Genomic DNA, 21410 nt, shown 5'->3' with positions numbered 1-21410 from the left:
GCATCTGCTGCGTCAGCCACGACTACACGCAGGCTTGACGTTGCGCTTTGCAGCAATCAAGGCCTGATGTGAAAATCGAACGGATAAGATTGCTAGGGGAAGTTGGGAAGATGAGCGAACGGGAATCGATGCCCTATGACGTCGTCGTTGTCGGCGGCGGCGTGGCGGGCCTTTCGGCGGCGATCCGGCTGAAGCAGGTGAACCCCGAAATCGAAGTCTGCATCCTTGAAAAAGGATCGGAGATCGGTGCGCACATCCTGTCGGGCGCGGTGATCGATCCGCGCGCGCTTGATGAACTGTTCCCCGACTGGCGCGATGAAGGTTGCCCGATGGCGGAAACGCCGGTGACGGACAACCTCCACTGGGTCCTGACGCGCGGCAAGAAGTACTCGCTTCCGCACATCGCGATGCCGCCGCTGCTGTCGAACGATGGCAACTACACCGGATCGCTGGGCAACCTGTGCCGCTGGCTCGCCGAAAAGGCCGAGGAGCTTGGCATCGAGATCTTCCCCGGCTTCCCTGCTGCCGAAGTGCTTTATAACGACGATGGCTCGGTAAAGGGCGTGGCCACCGGCGACATGGGCGTTGCCGCCGACGGCTCGCACAAGGGCGACTATCAGCCGGGCATGGAACTGCACGGCAAGTACACGCTGTTCGCCGAAGGTGCGCGCGGTTCGCTGACCAAGGAACTGAAGGCAAAGTACGACCTCGAGGCGGATTGCCAGCCGCAGGTCTATGGCCTGGGCATGAAGGAACTGTGGGACATCGATCCCGACAAGCACGTTCCCGGCCGCGTCATCCACACGCAGGGCTGGCCGCTGAGCGAAAGCGAAAGCTGGGGCGGCGGGTTCCTCTATCACCAGGCGAACGGGCAGGTTGCTTTGGGTTTCGTGGTGGCGCTCGATTACAAGAACCCGTGGGTCTATCCTTTCGAGGAATTCCAGCGCTGGAAGCAGCACCCCGAAATCCGCAAGATCCTCGAAGGCGGCAAGCGCGTGGCATACGGCGCGCGCGCCATCAACGAAGGCGGCTGGCAGTCGGTGCCCAAGCTCGGCTTCCCCGGCGGCGCGCTGATCGGCTGTGCGGCAGGTTTCGTGAACGTGCCCCGCATCAAGGGCAGCCACACCGCGATGAAGAGCGGGATGCTCGCCGCCGAAGCGATTGCAGAGGCGATCGCCGCTGGCCGCGAGAATGACGAGGTGGCCGAGTACGAGGCGAACCTGCGTAACAGCTGGATCGCGGAAGAACTGAAGAAGGTGAAGAACGCCGAACCTGCCGTCGCCAAGTTCGGCGGCGCTCTGGGCACCGTTCTGGCCGGTGCCGACATGTGGATGCGCACGCTGAAGATCGGGTTGCCGATCACGATGGGGCACCACGCGGACTACGAAAGCACGGGCCGCGCCGATCTTTACAAGAAGATCGACTATCCCAAGCCCGACGGCAAGATCAGCTTCGACCGCCTTTCCTCGGTGTTCCTGTCGAACACCAACCACGAGGAAGACCAGCCCTGCCACCTGAAGCTCAAGGATCCGTCGATCCCGGTTGCGGTGAACCTGCCGGTCTATGGCGGCCCTTCGCAGCGGTATTGCCCGGCAGGCGTCTATGAATTCACGGGCGTCGAAGAGGGCGAGCCGAAGTTCGTGATCAACGCGCAGAACTGCGTCCACTGCAAGACCTGCGACATCAAGGATCCGAAGCAGAACATCATCTGGACCACGCCCGAAGGCGGCGGCGGACCGAACTATCCGAATATGTGAGGGGTGGGTGATCGGAGCCTGACTTCACGACGACACAACCTTCGTCATCCCCGCGAAGGCGGGGATCCAGCGAGGCGCGCGTGAACCGTGAATTCAGCCCGATAGTCTATATGCTGGCCTCCCGGCGCAACGGCACCCTTTACATCGGGGTGGCATCGAACCTGATTGCGCGCTTGCACCAACACCGCAGCGCAGAGATCTAAGGTTTCGCCAAGCGATATAATGTGCATCGGCTGGTATGGTTCGAGCAGCATGCGACGATGGAAAGCGCTATCGTCCGCGAGAAGCAGTTGAAAAAATGGAACCGTGCGTGGAAGCTGCACTTGATCGAGGAGAGTAATCCCGATTGGCTCGACCTTGCAGTCGACTTTGGATTTGAACCTTTGGCGCAGGCTGGATTCCCGCCTTCGCGGGAATGACGAAAGTGCGATGACCCTCTCCGAAACCGCCTACGCCAAGATCAACCTAGCGCTGCATGTTCGCAGGCGGCGGGAGGACGGGTATCACGAGCTTGAAACGCTCTTCGCCTTCGTCGACGATGGCGACAGGCTGACCGCAAAGTTCGCCGACGAGGACAAGATCACCGTTTCCGGCGAGTTTGCGGGCGCGCTCGACAACCCCTTTGACAACATCCTGGCCCATACGCTGACCAAGTTTCCGCGCGGCGAGGGCTGGCACGTCCATCTCGAAAAGAACCTGCCCGTCGCGGCGGGGCTGGGGGGCGGGTCCGCCGATGCGGGCGCGCTGATCCGCATGATCGCCGCAGAGCAATCGGTGCCTAGCGACGTCATGCAACGCGCCGCAACGCTGGGCGCGGACGTTCCGGCCTGCGTCTGGTCCGAAATGAAGATCGGCACCGGCACGGGCACCGATCTCGCCAAGGTTCAGAACGACCTGAAAGGCACGCCGGTCTTGTTGGTGAACCCGCGCCAGCCCGTGCCCACGGGGCCTGTATTCAAGGCGTGGGGTGAATTGGGCGGCGGCAAGGATCGCGGCCCGCTGCCCACCGGCACGGCGCGTCAGATCGCCACCGATGGGCGCAACGATCTCGAAACGCCAGCTATCGCGATCTGCCCCGCCATCGCCGATGTCCTTGCCGCGATGCGCGATACCGCGCCGTGGCTGGCCCGCATGTCGGGATCGGGTGCGACCTGTTTCGCGTTGTACGATGACCCTGCGGCGCGCGACGGTGCCGCGCAAACCATCGCCGCCAGCCATCCCGACTGGTGGCAGATGAGCGGAGCGATACGTTGACTTTCACCCCCTACCGCACCCTCGGCACGCCGCAACCGGGCGGGATCGTTCTGGTTGCCGACCATGCCAGCAACGCCGTGCCCGAAGGCATCGAACTGGGCGTTGCACCCGGCGTGATGGACGAACATGTCGCGGTCGACATCGGGGTGGACGGCGTGGCCGAACGCATGGCCCGCCGCCACGGCATCCCCGCGCATCTGGCCACGCTCAGCCGCCTCGTCATCGACCTCCACCGGGAGGAGGATCACCCCGGCCTCATCCCCGAAACCAGCGACGGGCACTTGATCGCGGGAAACATCGGCGCGGACCGGCAGGGGCGGATCGACGCGTTCTACCACCCCTATCACGACGCGCTGGAGGCTTGGTTGGAAGCAGCGCAACCGCGCCTTATCGTCTCGCTCCACAGCTTTACCCCGCGCCTTGAAACCCGGCCGGAGGAAGCGCGCCCGTGGCAGGTTTCGCTGCTCTACAACCAGACCTCGAACCCCGCCTTCCACGCGATGCGGCTGTTTGCCGATCAGGGCCTGATCGTGGGCGATAACGAGCCTTATTCGGGCCGCGACCTCAACGCGACGATGAACCGCCACGCAGAGGACAAGGGCCGCGACTACCTCGCCATCGAAGTCCGCAACGACCAGATCGCCGACGAGGCGGGGCAGGCGCGCTGGGCCGCCCTGATCGCGGACGTCGCGCAAAGGACGGTGCTGGCGATGGGGTAGGGCGGTTGGTCGGGTCTATGGCTGCTTAGCGGACTGGCGGCTAGCGACCCCAAAGGCCGCCGGATTGCCGAAAGCGATAAAGCGTTAGGCTGCTTTAGCGAACTACCGCAAGTTTTATGTCCATTGGTTCGGTATCCTGGTCGGTCCTGGCTGACCGCGCCGATGCACGCGTTATGGCGATCGCGATCTGGTGATTGGCACTTCTCATGACGGATTTCAGGCAAGTGTGCAGGAAGATCGAGATTTCGAATGGCACGTCATAAAATCCGCAGACTTGCTTGGCGGCGTGTGTTACCCGCGCCCTCAACTCGTCTTGCCCCTCCTCTGTATCAAGTCTGATATCGGCATAGCCGACCCTGACCGATTCCTCTGCCTCCGTGGTCGCGGGATTGGCGACCGCAGGTGCTGCCAGCATCATCGATGCAGCAACAGGAAATGCGAACATTGCGGAACGGTACATGATTGTTCTCCTTCGTCGCATGAGCGTGGGCGAAGGATGCGGCCGACAAAGGGTAATGTGCGAGGACGATATCCTGATATTTACCTGATGAATCGATGAATACTGGTGCGGTTCAGTTGGTGGGGGACTTGGCCTCTACGCGGGTTGACTTGGTTGCCCTTGGCAGCGTTCCCGTCGCATTGACTCGCTTGCCCCTTCACCATAAGTTTCAGGCGCATCGAATATTACCGGGTCACCAGATGATGACTGTGACCAGAATAGATCTCGCTCACGAGGTGGACTTCAATGCGGGTCCGCTTACGATCCTGCCCCGCACGCGCGAACTGATCGGTCCCGATGGCGAACCGATAGTCCTTGAACACCGGGTCATGCAGGTTCTGGTTGCGCTCGCCCGCGCAGATGGCGGCATCGTTACCCGAGACGATCTGATCGACAGTTGTTGGGACGGACGGATTGTCGGCGAAGATGCCATCAATCGCGTCATCTCGCGGTTGCGCAAGGCGGTGAGGAAAGTCGGCGAAGACATTGCCAGGATCGAAACCCTCAACAAGATCGGCTATCGGCTTATCCTTGACGCGGAAGGACGATTGGCCCGCCCACCCTCGCGCTTGCCGACATTATTCGCCATGGATCGCAGAGGGGTCATGCTCGGTTCGGGTGCCCTGGCGTTGCTGGGTGGCGGTGCATGGTACAACCGGTCGCGGGAGCGAGGCGCGGTTTCACCCGAAATCAGGGATCTGCTGGATCAATCGCGGCAGCTTCTGGGGCAAAACACGCGCGATGCGCAAAACCAGAGCATCGGCCTTCTCAGGAACGTCGTCGAACTGGCTCCGACTTTCGCGGACGGGTGGGGCCGGCTGGGCATCGCCTACGGCGTGGTCTCGCACTATCGTGAGCGACCGGAGGCCCAGAGCCTGCGCGTGCGGGCCGAGTCCGCGGCGCAACAAGCACTGGAGCTTGATCCCGACAACGCCTGCGGTGAAATCGCCCGGTCGGTCGCGCTGCCGCTTATCGGACATTATCTTGAGCGGGACCGGTGCCAACGCCGGGCACTTAAGGCCGAGCCCGATAATTATGACGCCATCGTCTATACAGCTACTGCCCTTCCCTGCGTCGGACGCAATCTCGAGGCCGTGTCCCTGTTTCGCCGTCTGCCGGACGGCCCTCTGACCCCGGCAGATCACAACAATTTGATATTGGGGCTATGGAGCGCAGGGCAGATCGAAGACGCAGACCGTGAACTGGACAAGGCCGCCTCGCTATACCCCACGCAGGTGTCTATCTGGCTGACCCGATTGTATATAAAGCTCTATAACGGCGAATTCGACGCTGCGATCGCACTTGCACACGATACGCGGAATGCGCCAACGGGAACCGTCCCGGAAAGGGTGGCTAGGTTTGACACTCTGGCAAAGGCATTGGAAACCCAGGACAGCAAGCAGGTCGACGCGGTCACCCGCTTACTCGTCAGTCGGGCACGCTTATGTATGTATGAGGCGGAACTGGCCTTGAGAGGTTTAAGTGCCCTTGGCCGAGTGAACGAAGCGTTCGACGTTGCAAACGCCTACTATTTCAGCAGCGGCTACAGCGTCCCCGATTTTTTCTTGCCGGGGAGCGATTCCAAACCTGGAAGCAGCGTATCCATCGACCAGCGGCAAACGCGACTGTTGTTTGAGCCGGTGACCGCGCCCATGCGTGCAGATCCTCGATTTGAAACCCTGGTGTCGAAAATCGGACTCGAGCGGTATTGGCAAACATCCGGCTCGCCGCCTGATTACCGCAAAACCTGACCTTCGCGTATGATCGTGTCGACCTGATGTTCCGGCGCGAGAGTCCACTCTCGACCTTTTTACGGGTATAGTATCGGGCATTCGACAACGGCTACGCTTCACGCCATATCGGTCATTCGGCTCCTACCGGCACAACCCCGTAACTCGCCATCGCATCCCGCAATCACAAACCATTTTCCTACACGCCGGCGCCGCGTCATGATGCGCGCCGCTCTTTGCCATCGTTGGTCCTTGCCTGCACAGTGTCACCCGTGACGCGTGCGCTCAAAGCCAGCTTTCCTGCGGGCTTGCGGCTGTTGGACATGGGTGACAGGGTGTCACCTTTGTCACCCTGTCGTGCTTATTCAACGTCGCCGCTGAACGCGATTTCCTGCAGTTTTTCGCGGGTCTGTTCGAACATCACGTCGACATCGACATCCTCGCCCGCCTCGATCCGCTGGGATATCATCGTCACCGGATAAAGCACGATCGAGGTGCCCGGCCAGTTCAGCGCCGGAACGCGGCCGTATTCATCGTCCACCGTGATCCAGTCCAGCATCAGGTCATCCGCCAGCGCATCGCCCAGCGCGATGCCGAGTGCCTGCAGCTTCCAGGTGTCATCCGCCTTTACCCATCCATGGGCAAGGTTGGCGCGCACCACGGCGAGCTTGGCGTCGGTATCGTCGTAATTGTCTTCAGCCTTTTCGCTGAAGTGACCCTTGATCCACGATCGCGACTCTTCGAGCCACTCTCGCTCCGGGTCTTCGAGCCGGTAGCGGGGAATATCGTCCATTGCGGGGGAGCATAGCACGCAATGCGGCACTTGCGAAATCGTGACCGCAGACATGGCAAAGCGCGCGATTGGGGCCTAGACTTGCCCGCCGCTGCCGCTAGTGACGGGCAGCGAAATTCTATCCGGAGCCAAGCAAATGCCCGCCTATCGTTCACGCACATCGACCCACGGCCGCAACATGGCGGGCGCGCGCGGCCTCTGGCGCGCGACGGGCATGAAGGATAGCGACTTCGGAAAGCCGATCATCGCGATCGCCAATTCCTTCACCCAGTTCGTGCCCGGCCACGTCCACCTGAAGGATCTGGGCCAGCTGGTCGCCGGAGAGATCGAGGCGGCGGGCGGCGTTGCCAAGGAATTCAACACCATCGCCGTCGATGACGGCATCGCGATGGGCCACGACGGCATGCTCTATTCGCTGCCCAGCCGCGACCTTATCGCCGATTCGGTGGAGTTCATGGTGAACGCCCACTGTGCGGATGCGATCGTCTGCATCTCCAACTGCGACAAGATCACGCCGGGGATGCTGATGGCGGCGCTCAGGCTCAATATCCCCGTCGTCTTCGTGTCGGGCGGCCCGATGGAAGCGGGCAAAGTCGTGCTGAAGGGCAAGGAAGTCGCGCTCGATCTTGTCGACGCGATGGTTGCCGCCGCCGACGACAGCGTTTCGGACGAAGACGTGCAGGCCATCGAACGCTCCGCCTGCCCGACTTGCGGTTCGTGCAGCGGCATGTTCACCGCGAATTCGATGAACTGCCTGACCGAAGCACTGGGCCTGTCGCTGCCCGGCAACGGTTCGATGCTGGCAACCCACGCGGACCGCGAGAAGCTGTTCCGTGAGGCGGGGCGCACTGTCGTGGACCTTTGCAAGAAGTACTACGAGGAAGAGGACGAAAGCGTCCTGCCGCGCAATATCGCCAGCTTCGCCGCGTTCGAGAATGCGATGAGCCTGGACATCGCGATGGGTGGGTCGACCAACACCGTGCTCCACCTGCTCGCCGCCGCACATGAAGGCGAAATCGACTTCACGATGGCCGACATCGACCGGCTTTCCCGCAAGGTGCCGTGCCTGTCGAAGGTAGCCCCCGCCAAGTCCGACGTCCACATGGAAGACGTCCACCGCGCCGGCGGCATCATGGCGATTTTGGGAGAGCTGGAGCGGGCCGGCCTGATCAATGCCGATTGCCCCACCGTGCACAGCCGCACGATGGGCGAGGCGCTGGAGCGCTGGGACGTGGGCCGCACGAACAGCGACAGCGTGCGCGAATTCTACGCCGCGGCGCCGGGCGGGGTGCCGACGCAGACCGCGTTCAGCCAGAACCGCCGCTGGGACGAGATCGACACCGACCGCGTCGGCGGGGTGATCCGCAACGCCGAAAACGCGTTCAGCAAGGACGGCGGACTGGCGGTGCTTTACGGCAACATCGCGCGCGACGGCTGCATCGTGAAGACGGCGGGCGTCGATGAAAAGATCCTGACCTTCAAGGGGCCGGCCAAGGTGTTCGAAAGCCAGGAAGCGGCAGTCGTCGGCATCCTTGGCGGGCAGGTCGTTGCGGGCGACGTCGTCGTGATCCGCTACGAAGGGCCGCGCGGCGGGCCGGGCATGCAGGAAATGCTCTACCCCACCAGCTACCTGAAGTCGAAGGGGCTGGGCGCGGCATGCGCGCTGATCACCGACGGGCGCTTTTCGGGCGGCACCTCGGGCCTCTCCATCGGCCATGCCTCTCCCGAAGCGGCCGAAGGCGGCGCCATCGGGCTGGTCGAGGAGGGTGACCTGATCGAGATCGACATCCCGAACCGGACGATCAATGTCGCGGTGACGGACGAGGTTCTGGCCGAGCGCCGGATCGCGATGGACGCGAAGGGCGAAGCGGCATGGGCCCCCTCCCACCCGCGCCCGCGTCGGGTTTCGACCGCGCTCAAGGCCTATGCCGCGATGGCGACGAGTGCCGCGCGCGGGGCAGTACGCGACCTGTCGTTCATCACGTCGCGACGCTGATCCCGCGATGACCTTCGCCGCCGCCGATCAGGTGCTCACCGTCGCGCAGATGGTCGCGGCGGAAGAGCGGCTGATGGATGGCGGCACAGACGTTCACGAACTGATGCAGCGCGCGGGGCGCGGGGCGGCGGAATATGTCTGGCGCATGGCTGCGGGCGCACCCCACGGGCATGGCGTGACGGTGCTGTGCGGCCCCGGCAACAACGGCGGCGACGGGTACGTTATTGCCGAGGCGATCCGCGAACGCGGCGGCGAAGTACAGGTCGTCGCCGCGCGCGATCCGGGCACGGATGCGGCAAGGCGCGCGGCCTCGCTCTATCGCGGCAGGGTGGCCGATGCGGGTGACGCGAAGGGCTGGATCCTTGTCGACTGCCTGTTCGGCACCGGCCTGTCGCGGATGCTGTCGGACGGGATGAACGCGCTGCTGGCGGGTCTTGCCGCGCGCCACCACCGCACCGTTGCCATCGACGTGCCGAGCGGGATCGACAGCAATACCGGCGCAATCCTTGCCGCGAACCTTCCGCACTATGCGCTGTGCATCGCGCTGGGTTATTGGAAGCGTGCGCATTTCCTGATGCCGGCGATGGCGCATTGGGACATGGCGAGGCTGGTCGATATCGGCGCTGCGAAAGCGCGGGGTGGCGCTGTCACGGTGTCGAAGCCGCAGCTCTCCGTGCCCGCGCCCGATGCGCACAAGTATCGGCGTGGCCTTGTCGCTGTTGTCGGCGGCGCGATGTCGGGGGCGGCGCTGCTTGCATCGCGTGCGGCGGCCCACGGCGGGGCGGGTTATGTGAAACTGCTGGCGCGTGGGGAGTGCGGTGCTCCCGATTGGCTGGTGGTGCAGTCTACCGGCGATGATGGCCTGTCCGATGCGCTGTTGGACGAGCGGATTGCCGCCGTGCTGGTCGGGCCGGGGCTGGGGCGCGACGACAATGCGCGGGCGCGGCTGAACGCAGCACTGGCCAGCGGGCACCGCGCGGTGCTCGATGCCGATGCGCTGATGTTGCTGGACCGGCCGGCAGCCGGGGCGATCCTAACCCCGCATGAAGGCGAACTTTCGCGGCTGGAACGGCATTTCGGGCTTTCCGGCGGCGGCAAGCCGGACCGGGCACAGGCCCTCGCGCGTGCAAGCGGAGCAGTCGTTGTCGCCAAGGGGCCAGACACGGTGATCGCCGCGCCGGACGGCAGGATCGCGTTTGCCGGAAAGGCACCAAGCTGGCTGTCCGTTGCGGGCACGGGCGATGTGCTGGCAGGGCTTTGCGCCGCGCGCCTTGCAGTTACCGCCGATGCCTGGGCGGCGGCGAACGAAGCGGTGTGGCTGCATGGGGAGGCCGCGCGGCTGGCGGGGCCGGCGTTCCATGCGGGGAACCTTGCCGATCATGTGCAACCGGCGATGGCGAACTGTCTGTGAGTGAAACCGAAGAAATCCTGCGGATCGCCGCCAAGGGCGATGGCGTCACCGCGTCTGGCCGCCATGTGCCGCTGACCGCGCCCGGGGACATCGTGGCACCCGATGGTGCCGTCACACCGGGGCCGCACCGTGCTGAACCGCCGTGCCGCCATTTCGGCAAATGCGGCGGATGCCAGTTGCAGCAGCTGGACGAGGAAAGCTGGACCGCGTTCGTGCGGGATCGTGTTGCCAATGCCGCCACGGGGCAGGGGCTGGAGGCTGTGCATTTCGATCTGCCGCACCTTTCGCCCCCGAACAGCCGCCGCCGTGCGACGCTTCACGTGGAAGGGAAAGGCCGTTCAGTCCGGATCGGTTTTCGCGAAGGGCGCAGCCATGCGCTGGTCGATCTGGCCGAGTGTCCCGTCCTCGCGCCGGAACTGTTCGCGTTGGTCGAACCCTTGCGCGGTATGTTGCGCAGTTTTGCGCGCAAGAAGCTGTCTGCCGACATTCACCTGACGCTGGCCGATCAGGGCGTCGACTGCAACGTGAAGGGTTTCATGCCCGAAGGGCTGGCGGAAACAGAAAGCCTGATCGCCTTTGCCCAGAAGCTGGGCGTTGCCCGCCTGACGCTGGACGATGGCTATGGCCCCGAAACGCATTGGGAGCCGGAGCCGGTTACCGTCATGCTTGGTGGCGTTCCGGTCTCACTGCCGCCCGGAAGCTTTTTGCAGCCCACGCGCGAGGGAGAGGCAGCACTGATCGCCGATGCCCGCGAGTGGTTGGCAGGTGCGAAGACGGTGGCCGACCTGTTCTCCGGCCTCGGCACGTTTGCATTTGCGCTTTCGGATGGCGCGAAAGTGCTTGCGGCAGAGGCTGCGCGCGATGCGCACATGGCCTGCAAGGCGGCTGCGGGTGCGGCCCAGGCGAATTCGGGGCGGCAGGTGTTCGTCCAGCACCGTGACCTTTTCCGCAACCCGCTTCTGCCTGCGGAACTGAACCGTTTCGATGCCGTCCTGCTCGATCCCCCGCGCGCCGGCGCGAAGGAACAGGTGGCAAGGCTGGCCGAAAGCACCGTGCAGCGCGTGTGCTACATCAGTTGCAACCCGTCCAGCTGGGCCAAGGATGCGGCAACGCTGGTGGCGGGCGGATACCGGCTGGAGCATCTGCGCCCTGTCGGCCAGTTCCGGTGGTCCACTCACGTCGAACTGGCCAGCCTCTTCGTGCGTTAGGTTCTGGCCCTAATTCAGCACCGACAGTAGCGCCCTGATCGACAGGATCAGCATCACCAGCGTCGAAACGACGAACAGCGCGCCGCGAATTTTCACCACGTTGATCTTCGCCTGGTACACCGAATGCACCACGCGCAGCACTAAGTAGGCCCATGCCAGTCCGTAGTCATATCCGCTTGGCCCACCGATCGAGAGGATCACCACGGCGGCGTAGAACACCGTCGGCTGCTCCATCAGGTGCATGTAGTTGTGGGCGGGCCAGTCGCTGCCGGGCGGCAGCATCTTCTGCAAGTCGACACCGCGCGCGCCGGGTGCGGCCTTGTTGATGTCGATCTTGGCCTTGGTGAAGGTCTTTACCCGGTCGACGGCCATCCAGATCGCCATCACCATCGTCCAGACGACCAGCAGCGCTGCCGGTATCAATATCGCCTTGTCGGGCATTGCCCCTGTCTCCATCCCCGTTTCGGAGCGGCAGTGATGCGGCGCAGTCACTCTCTTGTCCAGACCGTCGCTTGTTCTGTCATCTGAGGGGACTATATGCACCGCTCACGCAGTGGCATTCCCCAAGGTTCGGGAGACGAGATTTGAGTAAGGTTCTGGTGATCGGCGCAGGTGGTGTCGGTTCGGTCGCGGTCCACAAGATGGCGATGAACAGCGATATCTTTTCGGAAATCGTGCTGGCGAGCCGGACGAAATCGAAATGCGATGCCATCGCCGAATCGGTGAAGCAGCGCACTGGCGTGACCGTGGAAACGCACCAGATCGATGCGGACGACGTTGCGGCAACCACGGCGCTGCTCAACGCGGTGAAGCCCAAGCTCGTCGTGAACCTCGCGCTTCCCTATCAGGACCTTTCGATCATGGACGCCTGCCTTGCCGCGGGTGTCGATTACATGGACACGGCGAATTACGAGCCGAAGGACGTCGCGAAGTTCGAATATCGCTGGCAGTGGGACTATCAGGAGCGGTTCAAGGAAGCCGGCCTGATGGCGCTGCTGGGTTCGGGCTTCGATCCCGGCGTCACCAGCGTATTCGCGATGTGGCTGAAGAAGCACAAGCTGAAGACGATCCGCACGCTCGACATTCTCGACTGCAACGGCGGCGATCACGGGCAGGCATTCGCCACCAACTTCAATCCGGAAATCAATATCCGCGAAGTGACCGCGCCCGCGCGCCACTGGGAAAACGGCGAATTCGTCGAGACCCCGGCGATGGGCGTGAAGCAGAGCTTCGACTTCGAGGCAGTTGGCCCGAAGAACATGTACATGATGTATCACGAGGAACTGGAAAGCCTCGCGAGGTTCATCCCGGAAATGGAGCGTGCGCGCTTCTGGATGACGTTCGGGGACGAGTACATCAAGCACCTCACCGTCCTGCAGAACGTGGGCATGACCCGCATCGATCCGGTCACCTACAACGGGGTCGAGATCATTCCGCTGCAGTTCCTGAAGGCCGTGTTGCCTGAACCTGCGTCGCTTGGCCCGACGACAAAGGGCAAGACCAACATCGGCGACATCGCGACGGGCGAAGCGCTTGACGGTTCGGGCGAGAAGACGTTCTACATCAAGAACATCTGCGATCACGAAGACGCTTACGAGGAAACCGGCAACCAGGCCGTATCCTACACCACCGGCGTTCCGGCGATGATCGGCGCGGCCATGGTGCTGACCGGCGCGTGGAAGGGTGACGGCGTGTTCAACATGGAGCAGTTCGATCCCGATCCCTTCATGGACATGCTGAACAAGCACGGGTTGCCGTGGACGGTCGAGGAACTTCCCGCGCCGTTGCCGTTTTAAGTTTCATGCGCGCGCTGTTTCTTGCCCCGATCCTGCTCTTCGCTGCCGCCTGCACGCAGGCGGTGGCCGACGAGCCGGTGCCTGCCGATGAAATCGCCGCCCCTGATGCGCAAGCGCCGGTCAGTGCCGGTGCGGCCGATGCGGAGTCCTGCAAGGCTGCGGGCGGTTTCCTTGACCAGAGGGGGCGGATGCAGAGCCTGATCTGCGTTCATCCCTATGCCGATGCCGGCAACGCCTGCACCGACAACCAGCAGTGCGACGGCAAGTGCGTGACGGCGGTGGACGACGGGCCGGACGGCGAAGTCGTCGGCTCGTGTCAGGCAGACGATGCGCTGTTCGGCTGCTATGCCGAAGTGGTGGACGGCAAGGTCGTCCGCGCGATCTGCGTCGATTGAACAGGCAGGACTGAAAACATGGAAACCCGTGCCGGCGATCCCGGGGCCTTTGCGCGCTTTGACCTGAACCTTGTCGACAGTCCTGCCTTCGTCGTCGATACGGCCAAGCTGCGGGACAACTTGCGCGTACTTGCCGATATCCGCGACCGGGCGGGGATCAAGGTACTCTCCGCGCTCAAGGCATTTTCCATGTGGTCTGTCGCTCCTACGATCGGCGAATATCTCGACGGGGTCTGCACATCGGGCCTGTGGGAAGCACTGCTGGCGGCAGAGCATTACGACGGCGAGATCGCTACTTATTGCGCCGCCTACAAGGAAGAGGACATGGAGGAGATCCTCCGCCTTTCCGACCATGTCATCTTCAACACTCCGATGCAGCACGAGCGGTTCAAGCCGCAGATCGAGGCAGCGCGCAACCGCGGCGAATCGTTCGATGTGGGGCTTCGCATCAACCCGATGCATGCCGAAGGCGAAGTGCCACGCTATGATCCCTGCGCGCCGCATTCGCGGCTCGGCTTCCCGATCGACCAGCTGACCGAGGAGCATCTGGAGGGCATCGACGGCCTGCACTTCCACACTTTGTGCGAACAGGATTTCGAACCGCTGAAGCGCACGTGGGAAGCGCTGCTGCCGTGGATCGAGGAAGTGATTCCCGATCTGAAATGGCTGAACTTCGGCGGCGGGCACCACATCACGCGCAGCGATTACCAGCGCGACGATCTGGTCCGGTTCCTGATCGACGTTCGCGATACCACGGGCTGCGAAATCTACATGGAACCGGGCGAGGCGGTTGCTCTGGATGCGGGCATTCTTGTCGGCACGCTGCTCGATACGCACTGGAACGGCATGCCGCTTGGCATCACCGATGTTTCGGCGACCTGCCACATGCCCGACGTGATCGAGGCACCCTACCGCCCCGCGATGCTGGGCGAACTGCCGGAGGAAGCCGGTGTGGAGCCGGTGCGGCTGGGCGGTCCATCCTGCCTCGCCGGAGATGTGATCGGCGACTATCGCCTGCCGTTCAAGCCGGAGCCGGGTGCGCGTTTCGCGTTCCTTGACCAGGCGCATTATTCGATGGTGAAGACCAATACCTTCAACGGCGTGCCGCTGCCTTCGATCTGGCTGTGGGACAGCGAGACCGGCATGCTCGATAAGGTGAAGGGCTTCGGCTACGACGCCTTTCGCGACAGGCTGAGCTAGGGAATACCGCTACGAAAATTGGCGGAGCGGTCCGCGGACGTGGATGGTTCGGACTAACCCGGGGTATCGGCGGACCGTCAGGAAGAGGCCGTCCGGACAAACGGCTCTATTGATCCACAACCCCGTTCCACGACCGCGGACAGCTCTCGCCAATCCAGGCCAGCAAGTTCGCGGTTGGGAAAAGGCCAGACGGGCGCCTTTCAAAACCGCAAGGGTGCGCGAAGCACCCCGCCTGCTGCGATCACCTGCGCTGGAACGGGCGCATGCGATCACTGTGCCAATGAAGAGACGGATTCTCCCCCCGAGGCACCGCTTTATGTCGACGCGACCGATAGCCACGACCGGGTCTGCGACCCGCCGGAACCAATCCCCCAACTGGTGACCGGAACGAGAGGCACCTTGCGCCACTCCGCCCCCCTTCACGAGTTGCACCGGACTGCGCATCCTGTTGCAACTATCGTGCAACCTGGTTGCATATCTGCGGTAAGCCGTTATTTCGGCGGCATGAAGCGAGTTTCTGACCTTGCCGAAAAACTTGATATGTTGCTCAAGGCCTGTTCGCTCAGCCGCGTTGCGCTGGCTCAGCAGGTCGGTGTCGACAAGTCGCTGGTAGGGCGTTGGGTTAAAGGGACAATTCATCCCGGCGAACATAATCTTGCGCGGCTGACGGGCGTGTTCCAGCAGCATTACCCGACCTTCACGCTGGCCCATTGGTACGAGGAAACGGCCGATCTGGCCAAGCGAATCGGCCTTGCGATCCGCCCCGATGCCGGTGCGCGGATTGAAACTATCCCCGACGGGCCATTCGCCAAGATCGTCGCCACGTCCGAACCGGAGATCGAATTCAGGGCCAAGGCCTATGAAGGTTTCTGGCGCACCACCCGTCCATCGCTCGTCATGCCGGGCGAACTGTTTCACGATTACGGGATGTTCCGGCTGAACGATGAGGGCATGATCGATGTCCTGATGGAAGGGGCGGGGCTCACCTTCACCGGCTGGATGTTCCCGATGGCGGGCAACCTCTACGTATTCCTGTTCGATCCGGTCGGGCGCACGCCGCTGATCGTGCTCATGAAGGGCGTGACATTGCCACGGGCCAACTCGCTGGAGGGGTTGTTGCTGCTCTCGGCGCTGGATCCGGCGCGGACCCCAGCGGCCTTTCCGATCGTGCTCGAACGCGTGGGAGACCTTAGCGGCGATCGCGAGGTGGATGATGCCCGAATGCGTGAGATCATCGAAGCTCAGCCCGCGCCGCTCGAACCGCTAGGCGAAGACGTTTTGCGCAAGGCGACCTACCGCGACGTGGGGCCGGAAGTAGCAAAGGCGGGAGGACCGCTGTTCATGGCGGTAACGGGCGCGTTGTCGCACGGTTCGACCTCGAACGGCTTGCGAGGCTGATCCTGCGCCCTGCCGCGCCATGGGCACGGCTGGCGGCGTGGCATGGAACGGCATGGCCTTCACCCCGTTCCCCTCACACACTGCAAGGGCGGATCTGCAGGCTCCACAAGGTTGCCTGTCATCGATTTGTCATCAAAAACACGGCGTCGAACCGCGTTTTAAACTTGCAGTTCATGTCGGCTGTTTTATATGCGCCCCTCGCTGCCCCAAGGGGACTTCCTAACCGCAAGGCAGCCTTGTCTGAAACGCCATGTTTTGGGGGTCCCTTGAGTTGCACCATCATCCTGACGCCACTGCTGTAGTCCGCGACCTCGCTCCGGACGAACCGGTTATCCTCAATCGCCCGCACGCAGCAAAGCGCGCGGCGCGGTTCTTCGTGCAGAAATTCCCCGGCAAAGTGCTCTATGCGGTGAAGGCGAACCCTTCGGCCGACCTGCTGCTGCTGCAGTGGGAAGCGGGGGTCACGCATTACGACGTCGCCTCGATCGCCGAAGTGCGGCTTGTGCGCGAGACGCTGCCGGAAGCGACGCTGTGCTTCATGCACCCGGTCAAGACCGAGCGCGCGATCGAAGAGGCGTATTTCCGGCACGGCTGCAAGACCTTCAGCCTCGATTCGGTCGAGGAACTGGAGAAGATCGTTCGCGCCACTACCCGTGACGGCGCGGCTGCCAAGGACTTGCGCCTTTGCGTGCGCCTGCGCGTCTCTTCCGAATATTCGGAACTGTCGCTTGCCGCGAAGTTCGGCGTGGACCTCACCGAAGCGCCCGCGCTGCTTCAGGCGACCCGCCAGGTCGCCGACTGGCTGGGTGTGTGCTTCCACGTCGGTTCGCAGGCGATGACGCCGTTCGCCTATGTGCAGGCGCTGGAACGCGTGCGTGCCGCGATTGCCGAAGCATCGGTCGTCATCGACATGATCGACGTCGGCGGGGGCTTCCCGTCGGTCTATCCCGGCATGGAACCGCCGCCGCTGGAAGACTACTTCAAGATCATCCACCAGCACTTCTATGCGCTGCCGATCGCCTACAACGCGGAATTGTGGTGCGAGCCGGGCCGTGCGCTGTGCGCGGAATACAATTCGATGATCGTGCGCGTGGAAAAGCGCCGCGGGAACGAGCTGTTTATCAACGACGGTGCCTATGGCGCGCTGTTCGATGCCGCCCACATCGGCTGGCGCTTCCCCGTCCGCCGCATCGCGGCAGACGGCACGGCGGGCAACGATGTCGAGGCGGAGGACTTCGCGTTCTACGGCCCCACCTGCGACGATGCGGACTTCATGGAAGGTCCGTTCCAGTTGCCGGGCGACATCCGCGCGGGCGACTATATCGAGGTCGGCATGCTGGGTGCCTATGGCGCGGCCATGCGCACCGGTTTCAACGGTTTCGGCACCGGCCCCGTGGCTACGGTCGACGATGAACCGATGAGCAGCCTCTATCGCGGCGACCGCGACGATCCGCGCGTTTCGGACAACGTGGTCTCGCTGCGCTGATTTGTACCTTCGATTCCGGGGCGGTAAGGTCCCGACGGTAATAGACCGTTAGCCTTACCGCCCTAGGACGTTTTCCCATGTCATCGACCACCACGAAGGCCGCGGGCAAGTTGCTGGCCGCGATTGCCTGCCTGATGCCGCTCTTGCCCGTCCTGCTCTGGCCGGGGCTGGGCATACTTGCCTCCATCGCGCTGGCCGCCATCGGGCTGGCTTTCTTCAAGGCTTCGCGCAAGCCGGCACTGGCAATGGAATGGAAGGGGCGGGCAGGCTCAATCGTGCTTGGCGCTCTGGTCGGGGCGGGAATGGCATGGGGCATCGCCAATCTCGTCCGCCCGCTGGTCGAACAGTGGTTCGGCAAGGGGCTGAACATGTCGGGGCTGGAGCAGGTGGCGGGCAATCCGCTGGTCTTCGTGATCACGCTCGCGATTGCGCTGGGCAGCGCGATTATCGAGGAAGTGATCTTCCGCGGCTATGTCATCGGCTGGGGCGCGCAGATCTTCGGCAAGGGCTTCGCGCCGTTCCTGATGTTGCTATCCAGCGCCGTGTTCGGCTGGGCGCACATGGACTACGGGGCCAGCGGCGCTGTCGTCACCGGCTTTGCGGGTTTCGTGCTGGGCACGCTCTACCTGCTGTGCGGGCGACGCCTGCTGCCATGCATTGCCGCGCACATGACGTTCAACCTGATCGGTACGACCGCGCTCTACCTGTCCTGAAAACCCGGTCGCCGTGCCGCAGGATCAGGCGGCGAGCCGTATCTCCATGCGTTCCCAGATCTCGACCAGCGCCGTGACCAGATCGGTCATCATTTCCTGCGTATGGGCAGGGCCGGGCGTGAAGCGCAGGCGTTCGGTGCCGCGCGGAACGGTGGGGAAATTGATCGGCTGGACGTAGACGCCATATTCGGCGAGCAGGATGTCGCTGATCTTCTTGGCCATCACCGGATCGCCAACCATCAGCGGCACGATGTGCGTGGTCGAATCCATGACCGGCAGCCCTGCATCGCGCATCGCCTGCTTCAGGAAGGCGGCAGCGGCCTGCTGGCCCTCACGCTCCACGCTGCTGGACTTCAGATGCCGTACACTGGCGAGCACGCCCGCGACGAGAACCGGAGATAGCGAGGTGGTGAAGATGAAGCCGGGTGCATAGCTACGCACGCAGTCGATGATCTTCTTGTCCGCGGCGATGTAGCCGCCCATCACGCCGAACGCCTTGCCAAGCGTGCCTTCGATGATGTCGATGCGGTCTGCCGCATCGTCACGTTCCGAAATGCCGCCGCCGCGCGCGCCGTACATGCCGACGGCGTGCACCTCGTCGATGTAGGTGAGAGCGTTGTACTTTTCAGCCAGGTCGCAGATCGCGTGGATCGGGGCAACGTCGCCATCCATCGAATAGACGCTTTCGAACGCGATCAGCTTGGGAACGTCGGGGTTTTCGGCCGCCAGCAGTTCTTCCAGATGCGCGACATCGTTGTGCCGCCACACGCGCTTTTCGCAGCCCGAATTGCGGATGCCCGCGATCATGGATGCATGGTTCAGTTCGTCGGAAAAGATCACGCAGCCCGGCAGCAGCTTGCCAAGCGTCGTCAGCGTCGTGTCGTTGGAGACATAGCCGCTGGTGAACAGCAGTGCGCCTTCCTTGCCGTGCAGGTCGGCCAGCTCGGCCTCCAGATCGACGTGGTAGTGCGTGTTGCCGCCAATGTTGCGCGTGCCGCCCGAACCTGCACCCACATCGTGCAGGGCGTTTTCCATCGCCTCGATCACCTTTGGGTGCTGACCCATGGCGAGATAGTCGTTGGAGCACCACACGGTGATCGGCTTGGGACCGTTGTGGCCGGCAAAGCAGCGTGCGTTGGGGTAGGCGCCCTTGTTGCGCAGGATGTCGATGAAGACGCGGTAGCGACCTTCGCTATGGAGCCGGTCGATCGCTTGGTCGAATACCTGATCGTAGTTCACAGATGCGCTTCCGTCGTTTTCCTGACGGCTGGCGACACGCAGGTTGCCATTCCGGTCTTTCGACCGGAGCCCGTCCCGTTCATGGCGCGCATAGTCCATCAGGCTTCTCCATGCAAAACATTTGCGTGCGGAAGACTGGCCGTGCCCGGTTCGGGTGCGACCGGTTGGCCGCCACCCTTCGCCCCCTCGCTAGGGGTAGCGACCGCCAACTCCTCTGCCGCACGCAGGCTACGGTTTCCTTGAGGCAGGTCAAATTGACCTAAAGGACGAGGATATCTTCGATTCCCCGCGCACCGAGTGCCGGGCGCAGGGCATCCAGCCGGGCATCCGCACTGGTGAACACGGCCCTATCGGGGATGCTTCGCGCGAACGACTGGCCCTGCGTCAGCTGCGCGATTCGGCGCGCGATGCCCGCTGCGCCATCGACAAGTTCTACTTCGGAGCCGAATACCTCCCGCAATTCGCCGGACAACAGCGGGAAGTGGGTACAGGCCAGCACCAGTACGTCGATCGTGTTGCCGCTGGCCATCATCGTCAGGTCTTCTGCGGCCTTGCGGATCGCACCAAGATCGACCGGATCGCCACGCAGTTTCGCTTCGGCGGCGGCGACGAGATCGGGTGCGGCAAGGCGCAGCAGGGTCTTTCCCTGCGCAAACTCCGCCTCCAGATTGTCGACATAGGCTTGCCGGATCGTCGCTTCCGTTCCGATCAGGCCGATGGTGCCGGTTTTCGTCAGGGCGGCTGCGGGCTTGATCGCGGGAACGGTGCCCACGATCGGGATGTGCAGCACTTCGCGCACCATGCCCAGCGCGATCGTGCTGGCCGTGTTGCAGGCGATGCAGGCAAGGCGGGGGCGGAACCGTTCGGACATGCGACCCAGCAGGCCCGCGACCCGCGCCGCGATCTCCGCCTCGCTCTTGCTGCCATAGGGCAGGCCGGCCGTATCGGCCGCGTAGATCAGCGGCGCATCGGGCATCAGCGCACGCACCGCATCAAGCACCGACAGCCCGCCGACGCCCGAATCGAAGATCAGGATCGGGGCATCGGGATCGGGGCTGGCGTCCTGGTCGCTCATCGCCTGTTTGCATGGGCAAAGCCGAAACGCTTGGCAAGCAGGTTCGCTTGCTTGTGCCCGTAACATCAAGCGGCTAGCGTCCGGCGCGAGAGAACCGGTCAACCTTGGGGTGCGCCCCTGCCGGAATAGAGGAATCCTACGACGTGTCAGTCACTGCGCTGATCTCGGCCCTGTTGCTGGGCTATGTATTCGGTTCGATCCCGTTCGGCGTGATCCTGACCCGCATGGCGGGGGCGGGGAACCTGCATGAAATCGGATCGGGAGGGACCGGCGCAACGAACGTGCTGCGCACCGGCCGCAAGGGGCTGGCTGCGGCGACCTTGCTGCTCGATCTGGCAAAGGGCGTTGCCGTCGTATTCCTCGCTCGCGGTTTCTTTCCGGGGCTGGAGGCAATTGCCGGCTTCGCGGCCATCGTCGGCCATTGCTATCCCGTCTGGCTGCGCTTTCGCGGCGGCAAGGGCGTGGCGACGCTGATGGGCGTGGCACTTGGCCTTGCATGGCCGATCGGGCTGGTCTTCGCGGTCGTCTGGCTGGGCGTGTTGGTGGCAACCCGCATATCTTCCGCTGGGGGAATGAGCGCGGCCATCGCGGCGCCGATCGCGGCGCAGTTGCTGGGGTATCAGGTCTATGCCCCCGCGCTTGCGGCGATGGCGCTGGTCGTCCTGTGGCGACACCGCGACAATATCCGCCGCCTGCTTGCGGGCAAAGAACCGCGCATCGGCAAGAAGGGCTGATCCGCGA

General features: G+C 63.4%; 19 protein-coding genes and 1 pseudogene. 15 read left to right on the top strand and 5 right to left on the bottom strand.

Annotated elements, in window-relative coordinates; translation table 11 throughout:
• The first annotated feature begins 110 nt into the window (after positions 1–110).
• The 4 genes and pseudogenes from A7A77_RS03655 (at position 111) to A7A77_RS03640 (ending at position 3730) form a co-directional block, all read left to right on the top strand.
• Complete coding sequence (locus A7A77_RS03655; protein ID WP_066553806.1) at positions 111–1757, top strand: electron transfer flavoprotein-ubiquinone oxidoreductase; 1647 nt, start codon at positions 111–113, stop codon at positions 1755–1757.
• Positions 1758–1837: 80 nt separating this feature from the next.
• A pseudogene (locus tag A7A77_RS03650) lies at positions 1838–2176 on the top strand (GIY-YIG nuclease family protein).
• A gap of 10 nt (positions 2177–2186) precedes the next feature.
• Entirely contained in the window at positions 2187–3011 is an 825-nt protein-coding gene (locus A7A77_RS03645) for a 4-(cytidine 5'-diphospho)-2-C-methyl-D-erythritol kinase (protein ID WP_066553804.1), read from the top strand.
• Positions 3008–3730 carry an N-formylglutamate amidohydrolase gene (locus A7A77_RS03640; protein WP_066553801.1) on the top strand — a complete coding sequence of 241 codons (723 nt, stop codon included), beginning with the start codon at positions 3008–3010 and terminating at the stop codon, positions 3728–3730. The genes A7A77_RS03645 and A7A77_RS03640 overlap by 4 nt, the downstream gene beginning before the upstream one ends.
• A 94-nt stretch (positions 3731–3824) precedes the next feature.
• Here A7A77_RS03640 and A7A77_RS03635 read toward each other — a convergent pair whose 3' ends face one another.
• Entirely contained in the window at positions 3825–4190 is a 366-nt protein-coding gene (locus tag A7A77_RS03635; protein WP_172799826.1) for a UrcA family protein, read from the bottom strand.
• Positions 4191–4429: 239 nt separating this feature from the next.
• Between A7A77_RS03635 and A7A77_RS03630 the strand changes: the two genes are divergently transcribed.
• Complete coding sequence (locus A7A77_RS03630) at positions 4430–5980, top strand: winged helix-turn-helix domain-containing protein (RefSeq protein ID WP_066553798.1); 1551 nt, start codon at positions 4430–4432, stop codon at positions 5978–5980.
• A gap of 340 nt (positions 5981–6320) precedes the next feature.
• Here the strand turns inward: A7A77_RS03630 and A7A77_RS03625 are convergent, their stop codons facing one another.
• Complete coding sequence (locus A7A77_RS03625) at positions 6321–6752, bottom strand: DUF3806 domain-containing protein (RefSeq protein WP_066553796.1); 432 nt, start codon at positions 6750–6752, stop codon at positions 6321–6323.
• A gap of 136 nt (positions 6753–6888) precedes the next feature.
• Between A7A77_RS03625 and ilvD the strand changes: the two genes are divergently transcribed.
• Genes ilvD through A7A77_RS03610 form a run of 3 tightly spaced genes read left to right on the top strand, consistent with a single transcriptional unit; the run spans position 6889 to position 11367 of the window.
• Positions 6889–8748, top strand: a complete 1860-nt coding sequence (gene ilvD / locus A7A77_RS03620) for a dihydroxy-acid dehydratase (protein ID WP_066553792.1) — start codon at positions 6889–6891, stop codon at positions 8746–8748.
• A 7-nt stretch (positions 8749–8755) separates the two neighbouring features.
• The gene (locus A7A77_RS03615) at positions 8756–10159 is read left to right on the top strand and encodes a bifunctional ADP-dependent NAD(P)H-hydrate dehydratase/NAD(P)H-hydrate epimerase (protein WP_066553789.1); all 1404 of its coding nucleotides are present in this window, start codon (positions 8756–8758) and stop codon (positions 10157–10159) included.
• On the top strand, positions 10156–11367 hold the full coding sequence (locus A7A77_RS03610; protein WP_066553787.1) for a class I SAM-dependent RNA methyltransferase: 1212 nt from the start codon (positions 10156–10158) through the stop codon (positions 11365–11367). The genes A7A77_RS03615 and A7A77_RS03610 overlap by 4 nt, the downstream gene beginning before the upstream one ends.
• Positions 11368–11376: 9 nt before the next feature.
• Here A7A77_RS03610 and A7A77_RS03605 read toward each other — a convergent pair whose 3' ends face one another.
• Positions 11377–11808 carry an MAPEG family protein gene (locus A7A77_RS03605; protein ID WP_066553783.1) on the bottom strand — a complete coding sequence of 144 codons (432 nt, stop codon included), beginning with the start codon at positions 11806–11808 and terminating at the stop codon, positions 11377–11379.
• A gap of 143 nt (positions 11809–11951) precedes the next feature.
• Between A7A77_RS03605 and A7A77_RS03600 the strand changes: the two genes are divergently transcribed.
• From A7A77_RS03600 to A7A77_RS03575, 6 genes are all read left to right on the top strand, one after another.
• Positions 11952–13163, top strand: coding sequence for a saccharopine dehydrogenase family protein (locus A7A77_RS03600; RefSeq protein WP_066553780.1), 1212 nt, complete (start codon positions 11952–11954; stop codon positions 13161–13163).
• A 5-nt stretch (positions 13164–13168) separates the two neighbouring features.
• Entirely contained in the window at positions 13169–13558 is a 390-nt protein-coding gene (locus A7A77_RS03595; protein ID WP_082835877.1) for a hypothetical protein, read from the top strand.
• A gap of 18 nt (positions 13559–13576) precedes the next feature.
• A complete protein-coding gene (locus A7A77_RS03590; RefSeq protein ID WP_066553777.1) occupies positions 13577–14758 on the top strand; it encodes a carboxynorspermidine decarboxylase in 1182 nt (393 codons plus the stop codon).
• A gap of 504 nt (positions 14759–15262) precedes the next feature.
• Positions 15263–16156: a helix-turn-helix domain-containing protein gene (locus A7A77_RS03585; protein WP_066553774.1), complete on the top strand. Its 894-nt coding sequence runs from the start codon at positions 15263–15265 to the stop codon at positions 16154–16156.
• 271 nt (positions 16157–16427) lie between these two features.
• Entirely contained in the window at positions 16428–17642 is a 1215-nt protein-coding gene (locus A7A77_RS03580) for an alanine racemase (RefSeq protein WP_156500376.1), read from the top strand.
• A gap of 77 nt (positions 17643–17719) precedes the next feature.
• Positions 17720–18355: a CPBP family intramembrane glutamic endopeptidase gene (locus tag A7A77_RS03575; RefSeq protein WP_066553769.1), complete on the top strand. Its 636-nt coding sequence runs from the start codon at positions 17720–17722 to the stop codon at positions 18353–18355.
• Between the two features lie 24 nt (positions 18356–18379).
• On the opposite strand, the gene hemA is transcribed toward A7A77_RS03575, so the two are convergent.
• Positions 18380–19594 (bottom strand): 5-aminolevulinate synthase, encoded by a 1215-nt coding sequence (hemA, locus tag A7A77_RS03570; protein WP_066554428.1) that lies wholly within the window; start codon positions 19592–19594, stop codon positions 18380–18382.
• 259 nt (positions 19595–19853) lie between these two features.
• Entirely contained in the window at positions 19854–20669 is an 816-nt protein-coding gene (gene murI, locus A7A77_RS03565; protein WP_066553767.1) for a glutamate racemase, read from the bottom strand.
• A gap of 143 nt (positions 20670–20812) precedes the next feature.
• Here murI and plsY point away from each other — a divergent pair, with 143 nt between their 5' ends.
• Positions 20813–21403: a glycerol-3-phosphate 1-O-acyltransferase PlsY gene (gene plsY, locus A7A77_RS03560; RefSeq protein ID WP_066553764.1), complete on the top strand. Its 591-nt coding sequence runs from the start codon at positions 20813–20815 to the stop codon at positions 21401–21403.
• Positions 21404–21410: the final 7 nt, after the last annotated feature.

This window comes from Croceicoccus bisphenolivorans, from assembly GCF_001634625.1.
In the GTDB taxonomy this organism is placed as follows: Bacteria; Pseudomonadota; Alphaproteobacteria; order Sphingomonadales; family Sphingomonadaceae; genus Croceicoccus; species Croceicoccus bisphenolivorans.
The sequence above is the reverse complement of the archived record's forward strand: the minus strand, read 5'-3'. Positions and strand labels throughout refer to the sequence as shown.

Bases quoted from the DNA above. Each gene is read 5' to 3' on its own strand.
- A7A77_RS03655 (WP_066553806.1), top strand. From the start codon at position 111: ATGAGCGAACGGGAATCGATGCCCTATGACGTCGTCGTTGTCGGCGGC.
- A7A77_RS03645 (WP_066553804.1), top strand. From the start codon at position 2,187: ATGACCCTCTCCGAAACCGCCTACGCCAAGATCAACCTAGCGCTGCAT.
- A7A77_RS03635 (WP_172799826.1), bottom strand. From the start codon at position 4,190: ATGTACCGTTCCGCAATGTTCGCATTTCCTGTTGCTGCATCGATGATG.
- A7A77_RS03630 (WP_066553798.1), top strand. From the start codon at position 4,430: ATGATGACTGTGACCAGAATAGATCTCGCTCACGAGGTGGACTTCAAT.
- A7A77_RS03625 (WP_066553796.1), bottom strand. From the start codon at position 6,752: ATGGACGATATTCCCCGCTACCGGCTCGAAGACCCGGAGCGAGAGTGG.
- ilvD (WP_066553792.1), top strand. From the start codon at position 6,889: ATGCCCGCCTATCGTTCACGCACATCGACCCACGGCCGCAACATGGCG.
- A7A77_RS03615 (WP_066553789.1), top strand. From the start codon at position 8,756: ATGACCTTCGCCGCCGCCGATCAGGTGCTCACCGTCGCGCAGATGGTC.
- A7A77_RS03605 (WP_066553783.1), bottom strand. From the start codon at position 11,808: ATGCCCGACAAGGCGATATTGATACCGGCAGCGCTGCTGGTCGTCTGG.
- A7A77_RS03595 (WP_082835877.1), top strand. From the start codon at position 13,169: ATGCGCGCGCTGTTTCTTGCCCCGATCCTGCTCTTCGCTGCCGCCTGC.
- A7A77_RS03590 (WP_066553777.1), top strand. From the start codon at position 13,577: ATGGAAACCCGTGCCGGCGATCCCGGGGCCTTTGCGCGCTTTGACCTG.
- A7A77_RS03585 (WP_066553774.1), top strand. From the start codon at position 15,263: ATGAAGCGAGTTTCTGACCTTGCCGAAAAACTTGATATGTTGCTCAAG.
- A7A77_RS03575 (WP_066553769.1), top strand. From the start codon at position 17,720: ATGTCATCGACCACCACGAAGGCCGCGGGCAAGTTGCTGGCCGCGATT.
- murI (WP_066553767.1), bottom strand. From the start codon at position 20,669: ATGAGCGACCAGGACGCCAGCCCCGATCCCGATGCCCCGATCCTGATC.